20 protein-coding genes and 4 pseudogenes are annotated in these 20,216 nt (G+C 61.5%); 15 read left to right on the forward strand and 9 right to left on the reverse strand.

The window, feature by feature from the left end:
• Window positions 1-35: 35 nt before the first annotated feature.
• The 3 genes and pseudogenes from CUR85_RS07390 to CUR85_RS07400 all read right to left on the reverse strand — a co-directional run bounded on the left by CUR85_RS07390 (window position 36) and on the right by CUR85_RS07400 (window position 3,391).
• A pseudogene (locus CUR85_RS07390) lies at window positions 36-1,635 on the reverse strand (ABC transporter ATP-binding protein).
• A complete protein-coding gene (locus tag CUR85_RS07395) occupies window positions 1,632-2,447 on the reverse strand; it encodes an ABC transporter permease (protein WP_067268208.1) in 816 nt (271 codons plus the stop codon). Before CUR85_RS07395 ends, CUR85_RS07390 begins: the two are co-directional and overlap by 4 nt.
• The gene (locus CUR85_RS07400) at window positions 2,444-3,391 is read right to left on the reverse strand and encodes an ABC transporter permease (RefSeq protein ID WP_067268211.1); all 948 of its coding nucleotides are present in this window, start codon (window positions 3,389-3,391) and stop codon (window positions 2,444-2,446) included. The genes CUR85_RS07395 and CUR85_RS07400 overlap by 4 nt, the downstream gene beginning before the upstream one ends.
• 250 nt (window positions 3,392-3,641) lie before the next feature.
• Here CUR85_RS07400 and CUR85_RS07405 point away from each other — a divergent pair, with 250 nt between their 5' ends.
• The gene (locus CUR85_RS07405) at window positions 3,642-4,079 is read left to right on the forward strand and encodes an HdeA/HdeB family chaperone (protein WP_067268212.1); all 438 of its coding nucleotides are present in this window, start codon (window positions 3,642-3,644) and stop codon (window positions 4,077-4,079) included.
• Window positions 4,080-4,155: 76 nt separating this feature from the next.
• On the opposite strand, the pseudogene CUR85_RS07410 reads toward CUR85_RS07405, so the two are convergent.
• Window positions 4,156-5,617: pseudogene (locus tag CUR85_RS07410) on the reverse strand (ABC transporter substrate-binding protein).
• A 179-nt stretch (window positions 5,618-5,796) separates the two neighbouring features.
• Here CUR85_RS07410 and CUR85_RS07415 point away from each other — a divergent pair.
• The 3 genes from CUR85_RS07415 to CUR85_RS07425 all read left to right on the forward strand — a co-directional run bounded on the left by CUR85_RS07415 (window position 5,797) and on the right by CUR85_RS07425 (window position 9,046).
• The gene (locus CUR85_RS07415; protein WP_067268214.1) at window positions 5,797-7,059 is read left to right on the forward strand and encodes an Hsp70 family protein; all 1,263 of its coding nucleotides are present in this window, start codon (window positions 5,797-5,799) and stop codon (window positions 7,057-7,059) included.
• Between the two features lie 136 nt (window positions 7,060-7,195).
• A complete protein-coding gene (locus CUR85_RS07420) occupies window positions 7,196-8,068 on the forward strand; it encodes a formate/nitrite transporter family protein (RefSeq protein WP_280322507.1) in 873 nt (290 codons plus the stop codon).
• A gap of 42 nt (window positions 8,069-8,110) precedes the next feature.
• Window positions 8,111-9,046, forward strand: coding sequence for a YihY/virulence factor BrkB family protein (locus CUR85_RS07425; RefSeq protein ID WP_067264143.1), 936 nt, complete (start codon window positions 8,111-8,113; stop codon window positions 9,044-9,046).
• 3 nt (window positions 9,047-9,049) lie between these two features.
• Here the strand turns inward: CUR85_RS07425 and CUR85_RS07430 are convergent, their stop codons facing one another.
• On the reverse strand, window positions 9,050-9,766 hold the full coding sequence (locus CUR85_RS07430; protein WP_280322509.1) for a Crp/Fnr family transcriptional regulator: 717 nt from the start codon (window positions 9,764-9,766) through the stop codon (window positions 9,050-9,052).
• Between the two features lie 101 nt (window positions 9,767-9,867).
• On the opposite strand from CUR85_RS07430, the gene CUR85_RS07435 reads away from it, so the two are divergent.
• On the forward strand, window positions 9,868-10,239 hold the full coding sequence (locus CUR85_RS07435; RefSeq protein WP_067264149.1) for a hypothetical protein: 372 nt from the start codon (window positions 9,868-9,870) through the stop codon (window positions 10,237-10,239).
• Here the strand turns inward: CUR85_RS07435 and CUR85_RS07440 are convergent.
• From CUR85_RS07440 to CUR85_RS07450, 3 genes are all read right to left on the reverse strand, one after another.
• Window positions 10,190-10,525, reverse strand: a complete 336-nt coding sequence (locus tag CUR85_RS07440; RefSeq protein WP_169306059.1) for a phage holin family protein — start codon at window positions 10,523-10,525, stop codon at window positions 10,190-10,192. The two genes, CUR85_RS07435 and CUR85_RS07440, sit on opposite strands and share 50 nt — an antisense overlap.
• Before the next feature lie 15 nt (window positions 10,526-10,540).
• Window positions 10,541-10,846, reverse strand: a complete 306-nt coding sequence (locus CUR85_RS07445) for an ElaB/YgaM/YqjD family protein (RefSeq protein WP_067264153.1) — start codon at window positions 10,844-10,846, stop codon at window positions 10,541-10,543.
• A 106-nt stretch (window positions 10,847-10,952) separates the two neighbouring features.
• The gene (locus CUR85_RS07450) at window positions 10,953-11,762 is read right to left on the reverse strand and encodes a response regulator (protein WP_067264155.1); all 810 of its coding nucleotides are present in this window, start codon (window positions 11,760-11,762) and stop codon (window positions 10,953-10,955) included.
• A 93-nt stretch (window positions 11,763-11,855) separates the two neighbouring features.
• Here CUR85_RS07450 and CUR85_RS07455 point away from each other — a divergent pair, with 93 nt between their 5' ends.
• From CUR85_RS07455 to CUR85_RS07470, 4 genes are all read left to right on the forward strand, one after another.
• Window positions 11,856-12,026 (forward strand): NepR family anti-sigma factor, encoded by a 171-nt coding sequence (locus CUR85_RS07455; RefSeq protein WP_197470876.1) that lies wholly within the window; start codon window positions 11,856-11,858, stop codon window positions 12,024-12,026.
• Window positions 12,026-12,583 (forward strand): RNA polymerase sigma factor, encoded by a 558-nt coding sequence (locus CUR85_RS07460; protein ID WP_067264157.1) that lies wholly within the window; start codon window positions 12,026-12,028, stop codon window positions 12,581-12,583. The genes CUR85_RS07455 and CUR85_RS07460 overlap by 1 nt, the downstream gene beginning before the upstream one ends.
• Window positions 12,584-12,585: 2 nt before the next feature.
• On the forward strand, window positions 12,586-14,310 hold the full coding sequence (locus CUR85_RS07465) for a sensor histidine kinase (protein ID WP_067264160.1): 1,725 nt from the start codon (window positions 12,586-12,588) through the stop codon (window positions 14,308-14,310).
• 139 nt (window positions 14,311-14,449) lie between these two features.
• Window positions 14,450-14,617 carry a hypothetical protein gene (locus CUR85_RS07470; protein ID WP_280322514.1) on the forward strand — a complete coding sequence of 56 codons (168 nt, stop codon included), beginning with the start codon at window positions 14,450-14,452 and terminating at the stop codon, window positions 14,615-14,617.
• Window positions 14,618-14,687: 70 nt separating this feature from the next.
• Here CUR85_RS07470 and CUR85_RS07475 read toward each other — a convergent pair whose 3' ends face one another.
• Window positions 14,688-15,239, reverse strand: a complete 552-nt coding sequence (locus tag CUR85_RS07475; protein WP_067264163.1) for a cupin domain-containing protein — start codon at window positions 15,237-15,239, stop codon at window positions 14,688-14,690.
• Window positions 15,240-15,419: 180 nt separating this feature from the next.
• Between CUR85_RS07475 and gabT the strand changes: the two are divergent.
• The 6 genes and pseudogenes from gabT (at window position 15,420) to CUR85_RS07505 (ending at window position 20,202) form a co-directional block, all read left to right on the forward strand.
• Window positions 15,420-16,818 (forward strand): annotated as a pseudogene (gabT, locus tag CUR85_RS07480) (4-aminobutyrate--2-oxoglutarate transaminase).
• Window positions 16,819-17,050: 232 nt separating this feature from the next.
• A pseudogene (locus CUR85_RS07485) lies at window positions 17,051-18,038 on the forward strand (P1 family peptidase).
• Window positions 18,031-18,552: an alpha/beta fold hydrolase gene (locus tag CUR85_RS07490; RefSeq protein WP_280322517.1), complete on the forward strand. Its 522-nt coding sequence runs from the start codon at window positions 18,031-18,033 to the stop codon at window positions 18,550-18,552. Before CUR85_RS07485 ends, CUR85_RS07490 begins: the two are co-directional and overlap by 8 nt.
• 29 nt (window positions 18,553-18,581) lie before the next feature.
• Window positions 18,582-18,839: an alpha/beta fold hydrolase gene (locus CUR85_RS07495; protein WP_280322520.1), complete on the forward strand. Its 258-nt coding sequence runs from the start codon at window positions 18,582-18,584 to the stop codon at window positions 18,837-18,839.
• Window positions 18,836-19,741: a tetratricopeptide repeat protein gene (locus CUR85_RS07500; RefSeq protein ID WP_280322522.1), complete on the forward strand. Its 906-nt coding sequence runs from the start codon at window positions 18,836-18,838 to the stop codon at window positions 19,739-19,741. The genes CUR85_RS07495 and CUR85_RS07500 overlap by 4 nt, the downstream gene beginning before the upstream one ends.
• A complete protein-coding gene (locus CUR85_RS07505) occupies window positions 19,738-20,202 on the forward strand; it encodes a tetratricopeptide repeat protein (RefSeq protein WP_280322524.1) in 465 nt (154 codons plus the stop codon). The genes CUR85_RS07500 and CUR85_RS07505 overlap by 4 nt, the downstream gene beginning before the upstream one ends.
• The last annotated feature ends 14 nt before the right edge of the window (window positions 20,203-20,216 follow it).

Genomic DNA, 20,216 nt, shown 5'->3' on the forward strand with positions numbered 1-20,216 from the left:
GCAATCAATGCGGCTGACACGAAGGGCCGCGAAGCCTACCCGACGGGCTGGGGCAGGTCAGGCAGAACCGGCGCGGCGGCGATCAGCGATTTAGTATAAGCATGCTGCGGCGCGTCAAAGACCTGCGCGGTCTCTCCGGCCTCGACGATCTTGCCAGACTGCATCACCAACACCCGATCCGTCACCGTGCGCACCACCGACAGGTCATGCGAGATGAAAAGATAGGTCAGGTCATAATGGCTGCAAAGATCGGCCAGCAGATCAAGGATCTGCGCCCGGACCGAGACATCAAGCGCGCTGACGGCCTCATCGAACAGGATCAACTCAGGCCGGATGATCAGCGCCCGGGCAATGGCGATCCGCTGGCGCTGACCGCCGGAGAATTCGTGAATGTATTTCCGCGCATCCGCCGGGCGCAGTCCCACGGCGGTCAAGGCTTCGTCGATCGCGCGGGATCGGTCGGCCCCCTGCGGCGGGTTGTCGAGCAGGTGAAACGGCTCGGTCACCAAACGGTCGACCCTGTGGCGCGGGTTGAAGCTGCCGAAAGGGTCTTGAAACACCACCTGCATCTTGCGGCGCACGGCGAGGTTCGGCTGCGTCCCGGTAAAGACCGGCTGGCCATCGACAGTGATACTGCCCTCTTGCACCGGCTCCAGACCCAAAATCGCCCGCGTCAGGGTCGATTTCCCGCAACCGGATTCCCGACCAGCCCCAAACGCTCCCCCGGTTCAGGGTAAAGCTGAGGTGGTCCACCGCGCGGAACGTGCCGGGCGCGCCGAAGAGTGTCTTGCGCGGCAGATGGTAGTCGCGGCAGACGCCTTTGACCTCTAACAGAGGCTGAGGCGCGGGCGGTGCGGGCAGGTTCACCTCATGGCGTGAGGCGTCGAAAAGCATTTTGGTATAGGGATGCTGCATGTTGTGCAGCAGGGCCTGCGTCTCCCCCTGTTCGACGATCTGCCCCTTGCGCATGACGATGATCCGGTCGGCCATATCCGCCACGACGGCAAGGTCGTGGGTAATCATCAACAGCCCCATGCCGTCTTCGCGCGCCAAACGGGTCAGCAGGGCGAGGATCTGCGCCTGTGTGGTGACATCCAGCGCGGTGGTCGGCTCATCGGCAATTAGCAGACGGGGGCGCAGGGCGATGGCGATGGCGATCACCACCCGCTGGCGCTGCCCACCGCTCAGCTCATGCGGATAGCGCGACAGGGGGAAGCGGTCTTGGGGCAGGCCGACGCGGGTCAGCGTATCGGCGGCACGGGCCTCGGCCTCGGCCCGGGAGACGCTGGGTTCATGCACCCGGATGGTCTCAGCCACTTGGCGACCGATGCTCTGCACCGGGTTGAGCGCGGTCATCGGCTCTTGGAACACCATGCCGATGTCATTGCCGCGCATATCGCAAAGCGCTGCCTCGTCCATCTGGGTCAGATCGTCCTCGCCCAGCATGATATGCCCGGTCGTCGTCGCGCCCTTGGGCAAGAGTTGCATCGCCGCCAGCGCGGTCATCGACTTGCCCGAGCCGCTTTCCCCGGTCACGGCCACAATCTCTCCCGGTGCGACGGAAAAAGTCACCCCGTCTAGGATGCGCAGCCCGTGGATCGAGAGCGAAAGATTGGAAACGGTCAGAAGCGTCATGTGCGTGCCACCCTCAGACGGGGATCAAGCAGATCGCGCAGCCCGTCACCCATCAGGTTCAGCCCCAGCACCGTCAGGATGATCGCGAACCCCGGCATCAGGGCCATATGCGGCGCAATGCTGACCATGGTCTGCGCATCGGCCAGCATCCGGCCCCAAGACGGCACCGGCGGCTGCGCGCCGAGGCCGACATAGCTCAGCCCCGCCTCGGCGAGGATGCCGAGAGAGAATTGGATGGTCCCCTGCACGATCAGCAGATTGGCGACATTGGGCAGGATATGCTCGAACGAGATCCGCGCCGCGGATTTGCCCGCCACCCGTGCCGCCATGATGAACTCCCGCTGCCACAGCGACAGCGCCGCACCACGGGTGATCCGAGCGAAAACGGGAATGTTGAAGATGCCGATGGCGATAATGGCATTGATCGCCCCCGCCCCGAAAACCGCCGTGATCAGAATGGCGATGACGATGGCCGGAAAGGCAAAGACCAGATCATTGCCGCGCATGATGACCTCATCCACAAGGCTGCCGCGCCGCGCCGCGGCCCAAAGCCCCAACGGCACACCCACGCCCATGCCAATGCCCACCGCCACCAGCGCCACGGCGATAGAGGTGCGCGCACCGACCATGATCATGCTCAGAATATCGCGGCCAAAGTGATCCGTGCCCATCGGATGCGCCAGCGACGGGCTGCGCAGCTTGTTCGCAATATCAAGCCCGGCATAGTCATAGGGCGTCCAGACAAAGGAGATCAGCGCGGCCAGCAGAAAGACCGAGGTCAGCACGGCCCCAAGAAACAGGTTGCGGTTCATGTGCGGGCCCTCAACCGGGGATCGACGGCGGCATAGGCCAGATCGACAAGGAAGTTCACCAAGATCACCGAAAAGACCAAGAGCATCACGACCGACTCGACCACGATCAAATCCCGCGCCGAGATCGACTGAAACACCAGTCGCCCCAACCCCGGCAGGTAAAAGACCTGTTCGATAATGATCGACCCGGCCAGCAGGAAGGAGAATTGCAAGCCGATGATGGTCAGCACCGGGATCAGCGCATTGCGCAGCCCGTGCCGCCAAAGCGCCTGCCGCGCCGTCAGCCCCTTGGCCCGCGCGGTGCGCATGAAATCTTCGCCCAGCACATCCAACAGGGCCGAGCGCATGACCCGCGCAAGGATCGCCGCCTGCGGCAAGGCCAGCGCGATGGCGGGCAGGGTCAGCGCGTGCAGCCCGACGAAAAGCCCCTTGTCCCATCCGACGAAACCGCCTGCCGAAAACCAGCGCAGGTTGATCGAAAAGATCAGCACGAGGATCATTGCGAACCAGAAGTTCGGCACCGCCACGCCCAATTGCGTCGCCCCCATCACGCCCACATCCCCCGCCCGACCGCGGCGCGAGGCGGCATAGATGCCCGCCGGAAAGGCCACGATGACAGAGAGGAAAAGCGCATAAAGCGCCAAGGGTACAGAGACCCAAAGCCGGTCGCCGATCATCTCGGTCACCGGGGTGCGATAGGTGTAGGAGGTGCCGAAATCCCCCTGCAACATGCCACCGACCCATTCCAGATAACGCTCTGGCCGGGACTGATCGAGCCCCAGTTCACTGCGCAACGCGGCCAGTGTTTCGGGCTGGGCATTCAAGCCCAGCATAAAGGAGGCCGGATCGCCGGGGGCGACCTCGATCACCATGAAAATCACCAGCGACGCGACTGCGAGACTGATGAGCAAGGAGAGAAATCTTTTCAACGCATAGCGCAACATAGCGCGGAGGTTAGGCGGCACGCTCGGAGGGTCCAGAGCCCGCGTGCAGTTTCCCCCGCGAGAAAGAAAAAAATGATCATTTTTTGGATGTTCGGCAAGCTGCGCCCCGAATGATCGCCGAAAGAATCCAGTCAAGGCATGCCCTTAGCCACTCTGGGAGCGGTTTTCGCGGGGCTTATTGCTATGCGCTGGAACCATATCGGTTATGCGGTGTTGTTTTCGGGAGAACAGACAAAACTGGAGAATGAAAATGAAGACGACTTTGAAAACACTTGCGATCGCCGGCCTTTTGGGCACCGTTTCCGCACCCGCTTTTGCCGCCGCTCACATGGACATGGCCACCATGACCTGCGCCCAGTACCAAGAACTGAGCGATGACGACAAAATGAAAGTCGCATCCATGGCAATCGCCGAGCTGGAAGATGGCGGCCACGGTGGCTCCCTGATCACCGAAACCAAGAGCGACGGTTCCGAGCCGAGCGACATCTCCGCTGAAGAAGCGACAGATTCCGAAGAGACCGAAGATTCCCTGATCGACAACACCAAAGCCGTTGAAGATTCCGAAGACGCCGACGTGATGGCCGACACGGACATGCAGCAGGAAATGGAAGACTTCATGGTCGTCTGCAACCAGAACCCTGACGCGCTGGTAAGCGAAGCCGCTGCTGGTATGCGCGGCAAAGACTAATAGGTCTTCGCATCTAATTATAAAGGGCGCGCCTCACGGCGCGCCCTTTTTGGTGTCTCAACATGATCCTTTCAGATCACTCCGCCCAGCTGACGCCGGTCAGATCGGTCGCCTGTGTCGGTGCGTTCACCCAAAGCCCTTCGACCCCAGCCTTGGCAATCGTCGGGAAGGCGAGCTGGAACAAGTAACCGTTCACATAGTCTTCGGCGATGATACGCTGCGCCTTGGCCAGCATCTCGCTCCGTGCGGCGGGGTCTGCCGTCTTGTTGAACTCGGTCATCAGCGACTGGAATTCGGCATTGTCATACTGGAAGTAATAGTCCGGGTTGGCATAGATGTTGATGTCCATCGGCTCGGTATGGCTGACGATCGACAGGCCGAAATCCTTGCCCTTGAACACGGTTTCCAACCACTGCGCCCATTCGACATTGGTGATCTGCGCCTTGATGCCAACCTCGGCCAGCTGCGCGGCGATGATCTCACCCCGCGGCGGGCGTAGGAGGGGGCGGCAGGTGCAATGTCGTCTCGAACCCATCGGGGAAACCGGCCTCGGCCAGCAGCGCCTTGGACTTTTCGGGATCGTAGCTGCTCATCTCCGTCAGGTCGACGTAGTCCGGGTTATGCGGTGCGAAATGGGTGCCGATGGGCGTGCCATAGCCGAACATCGCGCCGTCGATGATCGCTTGCCGGTCGATGGCATGGGCCACGGCCTCACGCACTTTGACGTTATCAAAAGGTTCGCGCTGGTTGTTGATCGACAGGATCGTTTCCCCTTCGGTCGAGCCGATCAGAACCTGAAACCGCGGGTCGGCTTCGAACTGGGGGATATTCTCGGGCGCAGGGAAGCCGGTGAAAACATCGACATCTTCAGCCATGACGGAGGCGAAAGCCGCTGTCGGGTCCGAGATGAATTTGAACGTCGCGCTGGCCAGCGCGGGCGCTTCGCCCCAATAATCTTCATTCCGAGTCAGGGTGATCTTGTCGCCTTGGTTCCAGTTCTCAAATTTGAAAGCGCCGGTGCCGATTGGGGTCTGTTTGATCGTCTCGACAGACTCTGGCGCCACGATCACCGCATCGCCCCAAGCGAGGTTGAAAAGCATGTTGCCGTTCGGCTCGCTCAGTTTGACCTCAACGGTCTGCGGGTCGATGACATTCACCTCGGAAATCGCGGAGTAAAGTGCCTTTTGCGCGTTGGCGCTGTCTTCGGCATTGATCCGGTCGAGGGTGAATTTCACATCCTCGGCATCCATCGTGGTGCCATCGTGAAAGGTTACCCCCTCGCGCAGCTTGAAGGTATAGGTGAGCCCGTCTTCGGAAATCTCCCAAGATTCCGCCAGCCCCGGCACGACAGAGCCGTCGCCCATGAAGCGGGTCAGCCCTTCGAAAACATTGGTATATAGCACCGAGTCGATGGCGCCCGCAGCGGCGGAAGTCGGATCGAGGTGCGGCGGCTCAAGCTGCATGGCGACGGTGATGTCGTCCTTGGCAAGGGCCGTTGTGGCGGCAGCGACCAATGCGGCGCTGGCCACACCGGTCATCAAGCGGTTCAAACGGTTCATGAAAGTCTCCCATATTGGTGTATTTTTTGCGAGGCTAGCCAAAAGCCACGCGGCACGCCAGCCTTCGTTGCCAAGCGCGCGCGAGAAGGGTATCGCGGGTGCTTTGCACGAGCGCGCCGCGCATCGGGGCGACCGTGAAAAGGCATCAGGAGAACATCATGGCCACGCTGGGGATTGATTTCGGAACCTCCAACACCGCGGCGGGCATTGCCGTTGACGGCACGCCGCGTCTGATCCCGCTGGAGGCTGAGGCGCAGACCCTTCCGACGGCGGTCTTCTTTGATTTCGAAGCGCGGGAAATGCGGATCGGTGCCGCGGCATCCGACGCGCTGCTGGCCGGGGCCGAGGGCCGCTATATGCGCGGGTTAAAAAGCCTGCTTGGCACCCGGCTGATGCGCGAACGAAGGGTGCTTTTGGGCGAAAGGCTCGACTTTATCGACATCGTGGCGCGGTTTCTGGCGCGGGTCAAAACGCAGGCCGAGGCCACCACGGGACTGCACTTCGACAGGGCGCTCTCGGGCCGTCCGGTGCGCTTTCATTCCGCCGATGATGCTCGCGATGCACAAGCCCTGACAGACCTGCGCGAGGCCTATGGTCGGGCGGGTTTCGATCATGTGGACTTTATGAACGAACCCGAAGCCGCCGCGATTGCCAATCGCGCGGCCTTGCGTCCCGGGGATCTGGGGCTGGTCATCGATATCGGCGGCGGCACCTCGGATTTCACGCTGTTCCGGCAGCGCGGGAATGATGAGATCGACATTCTGGAAAGCCACGGCATTCGGCTGGGCGGGACCGATTTCGACCGGTCCCTGTCGATCGGGCGGGTGATGCCGCAGCTTGGCATGGGCAGCGAAATTCGCCACGCTTTCGGGGGTGACACCCATATCGCGCCCAATGCGATCTTTAACGACCTGGCCACTTGGGCGAAGATTCCGTTTCTCTATGGGCCGGAGACCCGCAAGGCGGCGGCGGAACTCCATAAGTTCGCCGAACATCCCAAACATCTGGCTCGCTTGGTTAAAGTACTCGACGAAGAGCTTGGCCATGACCTCGCCTTTGCTGTCGAAGCGGGCAAAATCCGTGCCAACGGGGCGGGGGGCGCGGGGGATGCTGATCCGGTGATCGACGTGTCGATGCTCAAACCCCGCGCGACCTTGCCCCTGCCCCGCGATTGGATGCGCAAGCGGCTGTCGAAACTCGGCGTGCAGATGGGGGATGCGGCAGAGGCGACGGCGCAGAAGGCAGGCCTCGGGCCCGAGGCAGTGGACCGGCTGATCTTTGTCGGCGGGTCGAGCCTGATGGCGGTGGTCGAAGAGGAGATGCGGGCGCGCTTTCCACGGGCGGAACTGCATCGCGGGGCAGCGCTGACGGCGATTGTTGAGGGGTTGGCCTTGCGGGCCGGTGGGGATGAACACGGCTGATCCGGCAGGTTGAGAGTGCGGGATCGGTATTTGAGAAAGGATGAAGGTGAAGGGGGGCTCGAAAGGGCCGCTGGTGATGCGGCATGGGGCTGCGGTCTTTTTACTGTGCAGATGGTGGGGGCGGGCTATGTTCATCATGTCCATAGTTTTTAGGAAGAACGCGCATGGCCCCACTGATCCAGAAGAAACCCCGACCTCTGCTGTGCAGGAGGAAGCGGAAGAACGCTCTGTCAGTGATGCGGCGGCGCTGTCGCCCAAGCTGATTTATGAGGTGATCCGCCGCGAGGGGCGCGATGAGTTGAACCGCACCAACCGGTCGCTGATCTGGTCGGGGATTTCCGCGGGGATGCTCATCAGTCTTTCTGTCTTGGGCGAGGCGATTTTCCGGACCTATCTGCCGGATGCGGAATGGCGGTTCCTGCTGGAGAACCTTGGCTATTCCTTGGGTTTCATCGCGGTCATCATGGGCCGGATGCAATTGTTTACCGAGAACACCATCACCACCGTCTTACCGCTGATGCAGGAGCGTAGTTTGGGTGTCTTATGCAGCCTATTGCGGCTTTGGGGTGTTGTATTGGGGGCGAATGTTGTCGGGGCTTTTGCGGCGGCCACGCTGTTTATTTATACGCCTGCGATTCCAGAAAACATTCTGCCCGCCATTATCAGCCTTTCGGAACATGCCACCGGGATGGGGGTGTCGGAGGCGTTCTGGCGGGGCATTCCGGCGGGCGTGATCGTGGCGCTGATCGTTTGGATGCTTCCGCAGGCGGATGAGGCGGCGTTTTTCCTGATCCTGACCTTTACTTGGCTGATCGCGGCGGGGGATTTCACCCATATTGTCGCCGGGTCGGTCGAGATGGCGGCGCTGCTTTTGCATGGCGGCTTGGGGGTCGGTCAGGCGATCTTTGGCTTCTTCCTGCCGGTGCTTGTGGGCAACATCATCGGCGGCACGGTGGTCTTCACCCTTGTTGCCTGGGGCCAGGTCCGCGACGATGTGGAGGACAGTTGAGGCAAAGCGGTCCCGATCAATGGCGGGGCCGAATTGAGAGGAATGGCATTCGTGTTGCGCAGACCCCCGACCCGACCGGCAATCTATTGGGATGCTTTCAAAGCGAGCCTGAAACAGGCGGCGGAGGACAACCTTGCGCTGATCTCGGCCGGGGTGGCGTTTTTCGCCATGTTGTCGCTGTTTCCGGCGCTGGCGGCATTGATCGCGCTTTTGGGGCTGATTTCAGACCCTGTCGTCGTCGTCGCCCAATTGGAGGAAGTGCGCGGGCTGCTGCCGGATGATGTCTATGACATCATTAATACGCAGGTGACCGGCTTGGTCACTGCGCGGGCCGATACGCTGGGTTGGGCCGGTATCGTGTCACTGCTGGTGGCGCTTTGGTCCGCCCGGGCCGGGGTGGGGGCGATGGTGATCGGATTGAACGCCGTTTACAACGAGCGCAACCGCAATGCCGCGAAACACTACCTTCATGCCCTGCTTCTGACGGTGAGCCTTGTGGCGGTGGGCATCGTGGCGCTGCTGGCGGTGGTGATCGCGCCGATCATTCTGGCCTTCATCCCGCTTGGCCCCTTTGGCAATGCGGTGGCCGACCTTTTGCGTTGGACCGTGGCAACGGTGGTTTTGTTTGCCGGGGTTGGGGTGCTTTACCGCTTTGGCCCGAACCGGCGGGCGGCGCGGCTGCCGTGGCTCAGCAGCGGGGCGATCTTGGCGGTGCTGTCTTGGGCGGTGCTTTCCATCGGTTTTTCCTATTATGTGGCCAATTTCGGCAACTACAATCAGGTCTATGGCTCGATCGGGGCGGTGATCGCGATGTTAATCTGGCTTTGGATCAGCAGCTTTCTGATCTTGTTTGGGGCCGCGTTGAACGCGCAGGTGGAGCGGCGGACGCGGCCTGACAGCACCGTTGGCCCGGCCAAGCCGCGCGGGCAGCGCGGGGCGGAGGCGGCGGATACCTATATCGATGTGGCGCAGGACTGACGGTTAGAGCAGCGGGCGTTTTTGGCGGCTTTCCAGATCGGTCATCCCCTCTTTCGCCAAGGCGGCGAGATCGTTGATTTGCAGCACCCTGTCGGACCATGACAGCAACTGACGCTCTTTCAGGGCGCCGAGGGTCTTGTTGGTGTGCACCACCGAGAGGCCAAGCGCATCGGCCAGATCGCGTTGCGAATAGGGCAGCAGCATTTGGTTGTGGGTAACCATCCCGAGCGACTGGCCGCGTTCGAAAATCTTGACCATCGCCCAAGCGATGGCCTGCATCGCGCTGCGTTGGCCGATGGTTGCGAGGACTTCGCCCATGAAATGCTCTTCGATGGCCGCCAGCCAAGTGATGTCAAAGGCGCGTTCGGGGTGGGATCTGAAGAAATTCCAGAACTCACTGCGGTTAAAAACGCAGAGCCGCATATGGGTCCGGGCTTCGACGGAATGGCCCATTTCACCCATGATGCCAGCCTGTAGCCCGATGAAATCGCCGGGGAAGACAAAGCTGATGACCTGCCGGCTGCCGTTCTCTAGCGTCTTGTCGCGGATGCCCATTCCGGTGAGCGCCGTGTAAAGCTGGGGCGAGTTCGACCCTTCCAGCAGGATCGGCGTGCCCGGTTCGACGGTCAACTCACCTGACTTGAACTTCTCCATGAAGCTCACTTCTTCTTTCGACATCGGCAGGAAGGCATCCTTGCGCCGAAGGGGCAATAGCGGCATTGTGTCGTCATTAGATAAAATTTGCCTTCATATGTCTTAGTTTAATGCGCGTGTTTTGCGCACCCCCTACACCGACGACTTTGCTTACCCGGGGGAAGACCATGTCGATCTTGATCTACGAACCGGACCCATTGGTCTGTTCAGACATAAATGAAACGCTTTCTGCCGCGTTTCCGCAATCTCAAATTGAAGTATTGGAAAGCTTTGATCTCAACGCCTTGGTGGACAACGTCAACGACACGGAATTCGCGGTCCTGTCGCTGCGGCGCGAACAGTTGCATCAGCATCTGTCGGAACTGTCGAACTTGCAGGAGTGGTTTCCGATCATCTGCATCATGAACGATACGCCACGGCTGGCAAAGGTAGGCGAGCGGCTGAAATTCATCACCCGCCCGTTTTCCAGCAGCAACCTGCTGGCGGCTGTTAACGGCGCGCTTTCTGACCCGCGGTTATGCCAGCCAGAAATGCCATGACCAGGTTCTTCAGGCCATCCTGATCGGAGGCGGCGGGATCTTCTTGCCGGGACGGCTGCGCAGCGGCCGCACCGTCTGATCCGGCGATGGCGAGCAAGAGAAAGCCCATCCCGAAATAGACAGCGCCGAGGATCAGCGCGGCGGTGAGCGCTGTGGTGACGGTGATGAGGTAAAGCCATGCCGCCAGCGTCAGAAACAGCAGGCCGATCAGCAGAAAAAGCGCGGCCCCGGCGCTGAGCATGGCGGTACGCAGCGCCCGTCGCAGGGAGCCGCGCAGATGTTGCATCACCGAAGACAGCATTTAGCGGCGGGCCGTCACAAGACCGACGAGGAAACCGATGCCTGCGGCAATCCCCAAAGCGGTTCCGGGCTGGGCCTTGAGGAATTCCTCGGCCTGTTGCTGAACTTCCATCGCCTTGAGGCGCCCCGTATCGGCGAAATCATTCGCCGCGTTGCGAGCATTGTCGCGCATCTCTTCCGACTTGGCCTTGCCATAGTCGCCCAGGGTTTCGGTCAGCGATGCGATGTCTTTTTTGAGAAGTGCGATCTGATCCGAAAGATCGTCAATCGTCACCTCTTTTGCGGCAGCGGTTGTGGTCTTGGCCATGCGGACCTCCTGAATGTTTGGGTGATGTTAGGCGGCACGCGCTTATAATGCAAAAGGTTCCCGGCGCGACGTTGCGCGCGGGGAACCCTGTTTTCGTGGCTCAGCTTCAGGCGTTGAGCGTTTCCGTGGAGGAAAAGAACATCGCTTGCGACACGGCCGAGACGACCTGATCCACCGAATAGGGTTTGGAGATCAGGAAGGCAGGCTCGGGCTTGTCGCCGGTCAGCAAACGTTCGGGGAAGGCGGTGATGAAGATCACCGGACGCATGCCCAGCTCGTTCAGCAGGTCGTTCACTGCGTCGATGCCCGAAGAGTTGTCGGCCAGCTGGATATCGGCGAGGATCAGGTCCGGCACATCGGCCTTGCCCAGTTTCACCGCCTCTTCACGGGTGCGGGCGATGCCGGTCACCCGGTGGCCCATCTCGGCCACGATAGATTCAATGTCCATCGCTATGATGGCTTCGTCCTCGATGATCATCACCGAACCCGAGGTGCTGTCGGCCATTTCGCGATGGGCGATCTGGATCAACTCACCCGCTTCGGCCTCATCCACACCGATGATCTTGGCGATTTCCCCGTGAGAGAAGCCTTCGATCGTGTGCAGCAAAAGCGCTTCACGGCTGTTGTTCGTGAGGCTGGAAAGATGGCGCTGTGCCTTGGCCCGTGGGCCGCTTTCGCCCTCTTCCACCGGGGCGCCTGCGCTGGCCCAAATACCGTACAAAACCTTGAAAAGACCCGTCTTTGTATCTACTCCATCGAGCACCGAGCGATCAACCAAGATGGCTTCGAGGGCTGCCGCGGCAAAGGTGTCGCCACTGGTCTGGCTGCCTGTCATCGCCCGCGCGAACCGGCGAAGGTAGGGGATGTTGGCTCCCAGTTCATCGCTGATGCTGGTCTTTTGTGTCGCATCGTTCATCTAGTCGAATCCTTTTTACTTTTCTTGGAACCAAACACGTCGACATTGTGTTTGGTTCCAGTATGCATGCATAATTATTCAAACGAGACGACGATGCCAGAGGTGATGTTAGTGAATTCAGGAAACAAGGACGAGCGCGAGCGCGTCATCGACGACAACCTCAAACGGGTCTTCGATGAGACGCTCGAAGAAGGCATCCCTGATCGTTTCAAGGATCTGCTTCAGAAGTTGAAGGAACAGGATTCAGAAAAAGGAACGTCATGATGACCCGTCCCGATCCGCGCGACGAGCTGGTAGAACATCTGCCGGCCATGCGGGCCTTTGCCATCAGCCTGACACGCAATGGTGCCACGGCAGACGACATGGTGCAGGACACCTTGGTCAAGGCGTGGACCAACATCGAAAAGTTCCAAGAAGGCACAAATATGCGTGCTTGGCTCTTCACGATCCTGCGTAACACCTACTATTCCTCGCGCCGCAAGGCGAAGCGCGAAGTCTCGGATGTGGATGGCGTGCTGACCGATGGGCTGGCCGAAAAGCCCGCGCACGATGGCCACATGCAGATGACCGACTTCCGCAAAGCGCTGGCCCTTTTGAAGGACGAACAACGCGAAGCGCTGCTTCTTGTCGGAGCCTCCGGTTTCTCTTACGAAGAGGCTGCGGAAATGTGTGGTGTCGCTGTTGGCACCATCAAAAGCCGCACCAACCGGGCGCGCGCCCGCCTTGCCGAACTGCTGGGTCACCATGACGACGAGTCGCTTGAAATGACCGATGACGCAACAATGTCTGTCCTATCCGCATCTAAAGTTTCCTCTTTTTAAATATGACATCTGGCTTCTTCAGCGGTGATCTGATGCGTGGGCTGACGATCCGTATCCTGCTGTTTCTGTCTCTCGCGCTTTTGCCCATCGGGCTGATCGCGGTTGTACAGACACGGCAGATCGCGGATCAGAGTCGCCAAAGCGCGGAGCTATCGCTGATCGCCGTGACGGAACAAGCCTCCGCGGCGGAACGCCGGGTGATCCAAGAGGCTTTTGGCGCGGCCGAAGCGCTCACCGCCATTGTGCGGCTCAGGCGGGAAGATCCCGAGGAATGCACGGCCTTCCTTAGGGAATACAAACAGGCGTCAGACATCTATTCGCTTGTGGGTTTCATCGGGCTAGACGGACAAATGACCTGCTCCTCCACGGGGCAGGATCATGACTTTTCGCAGGATGAGAATTTCCAGACCCTGCTGGAAAACCCGGTCCGCCGCGCGATGCCAGTGTTGCAGGGAGCGGTCAGCAACCAAGTGGTGACGCTGATCAACGCGCCGGTCTACGAAGAGCGCGAGTTGATCGGCTTCATGGCACTTAGCATCCCCGAGGATGCGATCAACGCGATCCGCGAGCCCAAGAGCAAACACAGAAGCGTCGCGATGATGACCCTCAATAAGATGGGTCATATTCTTACCACCGAAAACGGGCTAGAGGTGGCCAAGACAGAATATCCCAGCGATGTCGCCCTGTCGCTCTTGACCACCAAAGAGCCCAATGTCTTTCTTTCGCAAAATTCCGACGGCCAAGAACGCGCCTATGTGATCGTGCCGATCGTGCCCGACACGGTCTTCGCGCTTAGCGTTTGGCCCAGCAACACCCCGTTTTTGGACACCGGCGTTTCGACCCGCCTCAGCGCGCTTTTGCCCATCGTCATGTGGCTGGCGAGCCTTATCGTGGCCTTCTGGGCGCTGAACCGTCTGGCGATCAACCATATCCGCAAGCTCGGGCGGCAGATGCGGCGCTTCGCGCTGAACCGTACCCTGCCGCGTGGGACACTCGGCCCCTCGGTTCCCACCGAATTGGTCGAGATGGAGGCTGCTTTTGTCGGCATGGCGGAATCCATCCTACGGGACGAGGCGACGCTGGAAGACAGCCTTCGGCAGAAAAATATCCTGCTGAAAGAGGTGCACCACCGGGTCAAAAACAACCTGCAACTGATCTCTTCGATCATGAACATGCAAATCCGGCAGGCCAAAAGCGAAGATGCGCGTTTCGTGTTGCGCCGGTTGCAAGACCGTATCCTCAGCCTCGCCACGGTGCATAAGAACCTCTATCAGAATGATGATCTGGTCCGTGTCAACGCCAGTGAGTTGTTGACCGAGATCGTGGGCCAGATGCTCTCCGTCGGCCTGGCTTCCGGGTCTGGCGTGAAGGTGGAACAATCCTTTGAGCCGATCAAGATCGACGCCGACGATGCCGCGCCGCTGACCCTGCTGGTCTCTGAGGCGCTGACCAATGCGCTTAAATACGTCTCGACGGTCGAACATGGCAAAGGCTTCATTTCGCTCAAACTGATCCAAACCGGACCAGAGCAGGCGATGCTCGAAGTGCGCAACACCATCGGCAACCCCGAAGAGGTGAAGTCCGGCACCGGGCTAGGCTCGCGTCTAATCCTCGCCTTTACCCGCCAGTTGAACGGCCAGGTCGAGGTCGAAACCAACGACGACATCTATCAGATCAGGGTGAACTTTCACGTCCCGACGGACAGTAAAATGATCTACGATTACTGAGGCCCCAAAGCCCCAATGGAATCTGGCCCGAAACGTGGCGGACCGATCACAGACTCGTCATAGGCGAAAAATTTGTCGGAACCCTTTGGCCTGCGCGCGGTTGAGCACCTGAAACGCAGTGCTAAAAAGGAACACGGAGATGACCACGGAGCTTTTTCTCGGCGGTCTGACCATCCTGACCTTAGCGGCGGTCATCATCTTTGCCCTCACCACGGGCCGAAGGGAACTTCACCCGGATGAGGACCGCGCCGGGCGCGAAAAACAGCAACCGGAGACCCAAAGGTCGAACTACCGGTCAGACTACTAAGACCTGACACCCCCTATCGACCGCCCCGAGCAGAATGCTCGGGGCGGTCGATATTTATGGGGCACCTTTTCTAGAAACTGGGCGGGGTACAGGCGCTGACGATCTCACAACTCTCGGACCCGGTGTTGCGGAACCGATGCGGCAGGCGGCTGTCGAACAGATATCCATCCCCGGCATGAAGCAGGCTGACCGCGCAATCCACCGTCACTTCGATGCTCCCGCGCACCACGACCCCGGCCTCTTCGCCCTCATGGCTCAGAAACTCAGGTCCGGTATCTGCGCCGGGCTCATAGGTTTCATGCAACACCTGAAGCGCGTGATGCGCGGCACTGCCCAACTGGCGCAGGGACACGCCGCCCTGATGGCTTGGCGAGATTTCGGTCAACTCCTCCGCGCGGTAGAAGACTTTGGCGCTGTCGTCTTCTTCCAAAATCGCAAAAAACTCGGCCATGCTGATGGGAATCGCGTCCAACAGGCTTTTGAGCGAGGCTACCGAGGGGCTGGTTCGGTTCTTTTCGATCAGCGATATCGTGCCATTGGTCAGCCCGGCCTTGGCCGCAAGCTCCCGTTGGGAGAGCCCATGTTTCTTGCGGATCGCTCTGAGTTTATCGCCGACGTTCAATGGCTTGTCCTTTGTAGGCCCCCGCGCCGCCGCCACGGGGCACGGCCTTGGGTCAACCGGGGGTCACGGGAATTGTTAGATAGAGGCTGCGATCGCGATTGACAATTATATTAAACGGAATATGGATTTTTTAAACGACACGTCACTGCCCCCTCTCTTTCGCAATAAGGTATCTGTTCCATGCCCAGCACCGTCAAGAAATCACCCCGGAAATCCGCGGCCAAGGCCAAAGCCGCGCCGCAGATCTCCGTGGTCGAGACCAACCCGCGACCCAGCCCGACGGTCAGACCAACGCCGATCTCATCGCGCGCCGCGATGCCGCCGTGCCGCGCGGCGTCGCCTCCGCCGCGCCGATCTACGCGAAATATGCCGAGAACGCCGAGCTGTGGGACGTGGAAGGCAACCGCTACATCGACTTCGTCGGCGGCATTGGCGTGCTGAACACCGGGCACCGTCACCCCAAGGTGGTCGAGGCCGCCAAGGCGCAGGAAGATCACTACACCCACACCAGCTTTCAGGTCGTGCCCTATGGGCCTTACGTCGACCTGGCCGAGAAGCTGAACGCGCTCGCCCCCGGTGACGCGCCCAAGAAGACGCTGCTGGTCACCACTGGTGCCGAAGCCGTCGAGAACGCGGTGAAAATCGCCCGCGCTGCCACCGGCCGCCCCGGCGTCATCGCCTTTACCGGCGGCTATCATGGCCGCACCCTGCTGACGCTTGGCATGACCGGCAAGGTCACGCCCTATAAGAAAGATGTCGGCCCCTTCCCGCGGATGTCTTCCGCGCGCCTTTCCCTTCTGTGCGCGACGGGATCACCGTGCAGGACGCGCTGACCGGGCTGAAAAACCTCTTCCTCACCGATGCCCAGCCCGAACGTGTCGCCGCGATCATCATCGAACCGGTCCTTGGCGAAGGCGGCTACACCCCCGTGCCTTTCGAGATGATGCAAGAGCTGCGCGCGATCTGTGACCAGCATGGCATTCTCCTGATCGCTGACGAGGTGCAGGCGGGCTTTGGCCGCACCGGCACATGGTTCGCGATCGAGCATTCCGGCGTGGTGCCAGACCTGATCACCGTGGCGAAATCCATGGCAGGTGGCTATCCGCTGGCCGGTGTCATTGGCCGCGCCGATGTGATGGACGCGATGGCCCCCGGCGGCTTGGGCGGCACCTATGGCGGCAACCCTGTGGCCTGCGCTGCGGCACTGGCAGCCATCGAGGCGATCGAAGACGAAGGTCTGCTGGCCCGTTCGACCGCGATGGGCGACACGCTCAAAGCCCGCTTTGCCGAGATTGGCGAGCGTTCCGCGCCCTTCCGGTTCTGGGACATCCGCGGCCTTGGCGCCATGGTCGCCGTTGAATTCGTGACCGACTTCGACAGCGCCAAGCCCGATGCCGACTTCACCAAACGCGTCATCGCCCATGCGCTGAAGCGCGGCCTGCTGCTGCTGAGCTGTGGCATGTATGGCAACGCCGTGCGCGTGATGGTCCCGCTGACAGCTTCCGACGCCATCGTCGAAGAAGGGCTCGCTATCTTCGAAGAGGCCGTCGCCGCCGCTGTCGCCGAAGAGCAGAAGTAAACCAAGCGGTCACACCGGACGGATCCGGCGCGCGGGGCAATCTGCGCGCCCATTTTTATGGCGTGCCTCCGGCGGGGGCATCCTGTCCCACCTCGGCCCTTGGCATCCGCCGAGCAAGCGCGCAAACTCCGCCCGAAATCAACGCCGGAGTGACGATGCCCTTGTTAGCCCCCTGCCCCATGTGCACCCTTGCGGGGATGTTTCACGTGAAGAGCCTGCCATGAGCGCGCCGATGCGTCCCGGCCCGCGCAACCTGATCACCGATGTGGCGGGGCTGAAGGTGGGCAATGCGCAGGATGCGCGGTTGAAATCCGGCAGCACCGTGCTGATCGGCGATGCGCCCTTCACCGCCTCTGTCCACGTCATGGGCGGCGCGCCCGGCACGCGCGAGACAGACCTGCTGGCCCCCGACAAGACCGTCGCGGCGGTCGATGCGCTGGTGCTCTCGGGCGGCTCTGCTTATGGGCTGGATGCCTGTTCGGGCGTGGTCGATGCCCTGCGTGCACAGGGCCGCGGCTTCCGCGTGGGGGACGCGCTGATCCCGCTGGTGCCCGGCGCGATCCTCTTCGATCTGCTGAACGGCGGCGATAAGGATTGGGCGCAGACCCCCTATGCCGATCTTGGCCGCCAAGCCTTGGAAGCGGCGGGCGAAGATTTTCAGATCGGCTCGGTCGGCGCGGGCACCGGCGCGCTGAGCGCGATGGTCAAAGGGGCCTCGGCTCCGCCAGTTTGCAATTGCCAGATGGCAGCACGGTCGGCGCGCTTGTCGGGGCCAATCCGGTGGGCGCCGTCACCACCCCGGCGACCGCTACTTCCACGCCGCCCCCTTTGAGATCGACAAAGAGTTCGGCGGGCTGGGGCCGGACCCATCCGCCGGGCTGGGGCTAAGCTTCGAGAGCCGCAAAATGGCGGCCATGTCGGCCCGCGCCAATACCACCATCGCCATCGTCGCCACCGACGCCACGCTGACCAAGGCCGAATGCCAGCGCGTCGCCGTGGCGGCCCATGACGGCATCGCCCGCGCCGTGGTGCCTGCGCATATGCCCAATGACGGCGATCTGGTCTTCTCCCTCTCCACCGCAGCGCGGCCTGCGGGGGATGTGGCGATGATCGGCCATGCCGCGGCGCTCTGCCTGTCGCGCGCCATCGCCCGCGCCATCTATGCGGCCACCCCCGCCGATGGGGATCTTTTGCCTTGTTGGAGCACGTTGAATGCCTGATCTGCCCCTCTCCGATATTTCACTTCATTACGAGGTCGACGGGCGCGGCCCGCCGCTTTTGATGCTGGCCGGGATGCTGAGCGACAGCGCGAGTTGGGGCGCTCTCGCCCCTTTGCTGTCCGATCACTTCACCCTGATCCGACCCGACAACCGCAGCACCGGGCGCACGACCCCTTGGGATGCGGAAACCTCTGTCGCGCAGATGGCGCGGGATGCGCTGGCGCTGATGGATCATCTGGGGCATGACACCTTTCACGTCGTCGGCCATTCGATGGGTGGGCTGATGGCGATGGAGCTTTTTGGCCTCGCGCCGGGTCGCATCCAAGCGCTCAGCATCCTCGCCTCTGCCCCGGTTCGCGCCCCCGGACCATGGCAGTCTTCGATGCGCTGCTCGCCGTGCGCCGCGCGCCGGAAGGGGAGCAGCTTTGGCTGCGCGCGCTCTACCCTTGGATCTTCGCCCCCGGTTTCTTCACTGATCCTGACAATACCGAGGCCGCCCTCGCCGCAGCGCTAGCCTATCCCCATGCGCAGAGCGCGGATGCTATGGCCCATCAACTCGAAACGCTGCGCGGGTTCCGCCCCACGGTACGGCCCTCTGATCTGACCTGCCCGACCAAGGTGCTCCACGGGGCCGAAGACCTGCTGATCCCCCGCGCCGCCGCCGAGAAGGCTTTTGCAGAAATTCCCGATGTGACCCAGACCACCCTGCCCGATGCGGGCCATTCGATCCATTGGGACGCAGCCCCTGCCGTTGCCCAACACCTGCGCCAGTTCCATGACACCGCCGGAGACCCGAGATGAAACAAGACCTTTACGGATTGGAAACTTCTACCGACCGCCCGGAAACCTTGCAGGCGATCAATGACTTCATCCACGGCTTCTTGTCCTACCAACCCAAGGCCGCGGGCATCATCGCCGCCGCCGATGCCGACCCCGACGGCCCGCTGGTCAATGCCTATGCGGCGCTCTTGTGGATGTTCCTCGAACACCCCATCGCCCCCGAGAAGGCCCGCCCCTATCTGGACCGCGCCAAGGCAGCCCCCGGCGCCAATGCTCGCGAACAAGAAGTGATCCGCGCCGTTGGGCATTGGATCGACGGCGATGTGCCCGCCCTCGTCGCCACCTGTGATGCCATCACCGATCAATGGCCGCGCGATCTGGCGATGCTGAAACTGGCGCAATACCACCTGTTTAACACCGGCGATGCCGCAGGCATGCTGCGCATGGCGTTGAAATCCCTGCCCGAGGCCGAAGACATCGCCTATACCCACGGCATGATCGCCTTTGGTTATGAACAATGTCATCTGCTCGACCGGGCCGAGGCTGCTGCCCGCCGGGCGATGGAATTGCGCCATGATGAGCCTTGGGCGCACCACGCCCTTGCTCATGTGATGCTAACGCAAGGCCGTGTCGCCGAAGGCGCGCGTTTCATGGAAAGCGTGGCCGAGACGTGGAGCGATCTGAACTCCTTCATGCGGAGCCACAATTGGTGGCATCTGGCGCTGTTCTACCTGTCGCAGGGCCGTCACGACGATGTGCGTGCCGCCTATGACCAGCATATCTGGGGGCTGGAAAAGGACTATTCCCAAGACCAAGTCGGCGCTGTGTCCCTGCTGGCGCGGATGGAATTCGCGGGTGTCGATGTGGGCGATCGTTGGGGCGATGTGGCCGACCATGTGGCGGCCCGGGGGCGGATACGGTGAGCCCCTTCCTGACGCTTCAATATCTCTATGCCCTTTGCCGCACCGGGCGTCCCGAGGCGGCAGAGATGCTCAGCGCAATCGACGCCCGCGCGAGTGAGACTGCCGCCCATGACCATGCCGCATGGGCCGAGGTCGCACTGCCCGCCGCCCGGGGCATCGCCGCCCATGCCAAGGGGGAGTGGACTACGGCGATCCGCGAGCTTGGCATGGCCCTGCCGCGCATGGGCGAATGTGGCGGCAGCCATGCGCAGCGTGACCTGTTCGAGCAAATCCACCTCGACACGCTGGTGCGCGATGGACGGGCCTCTGCCGCGCAGCAGGTGCTTGAGATGCGCCGCACCTATGACCCCGATGGCGTGCCGCTGAACCTGATGCTGGGCGAGGTCTATGAAAAGACCGGCCTGCCGGATCTGGCGGCCCAAGCCCGCGCGCGGGCCGAACGCACGCTGGCCGGGGCCTAGACCGAGCCGCGCGC

Source organism: Sulfitobacter faviae (assembly GCF_029870955.1).
GTDB classification, from domain to species: domain Bacteria; phylum Pseudomonadota; class Alphaproteobacteria; order Rhodobacterales; family Rhodobacteraceae; genus Sulfitobacter; species Sulfitobacter faviae.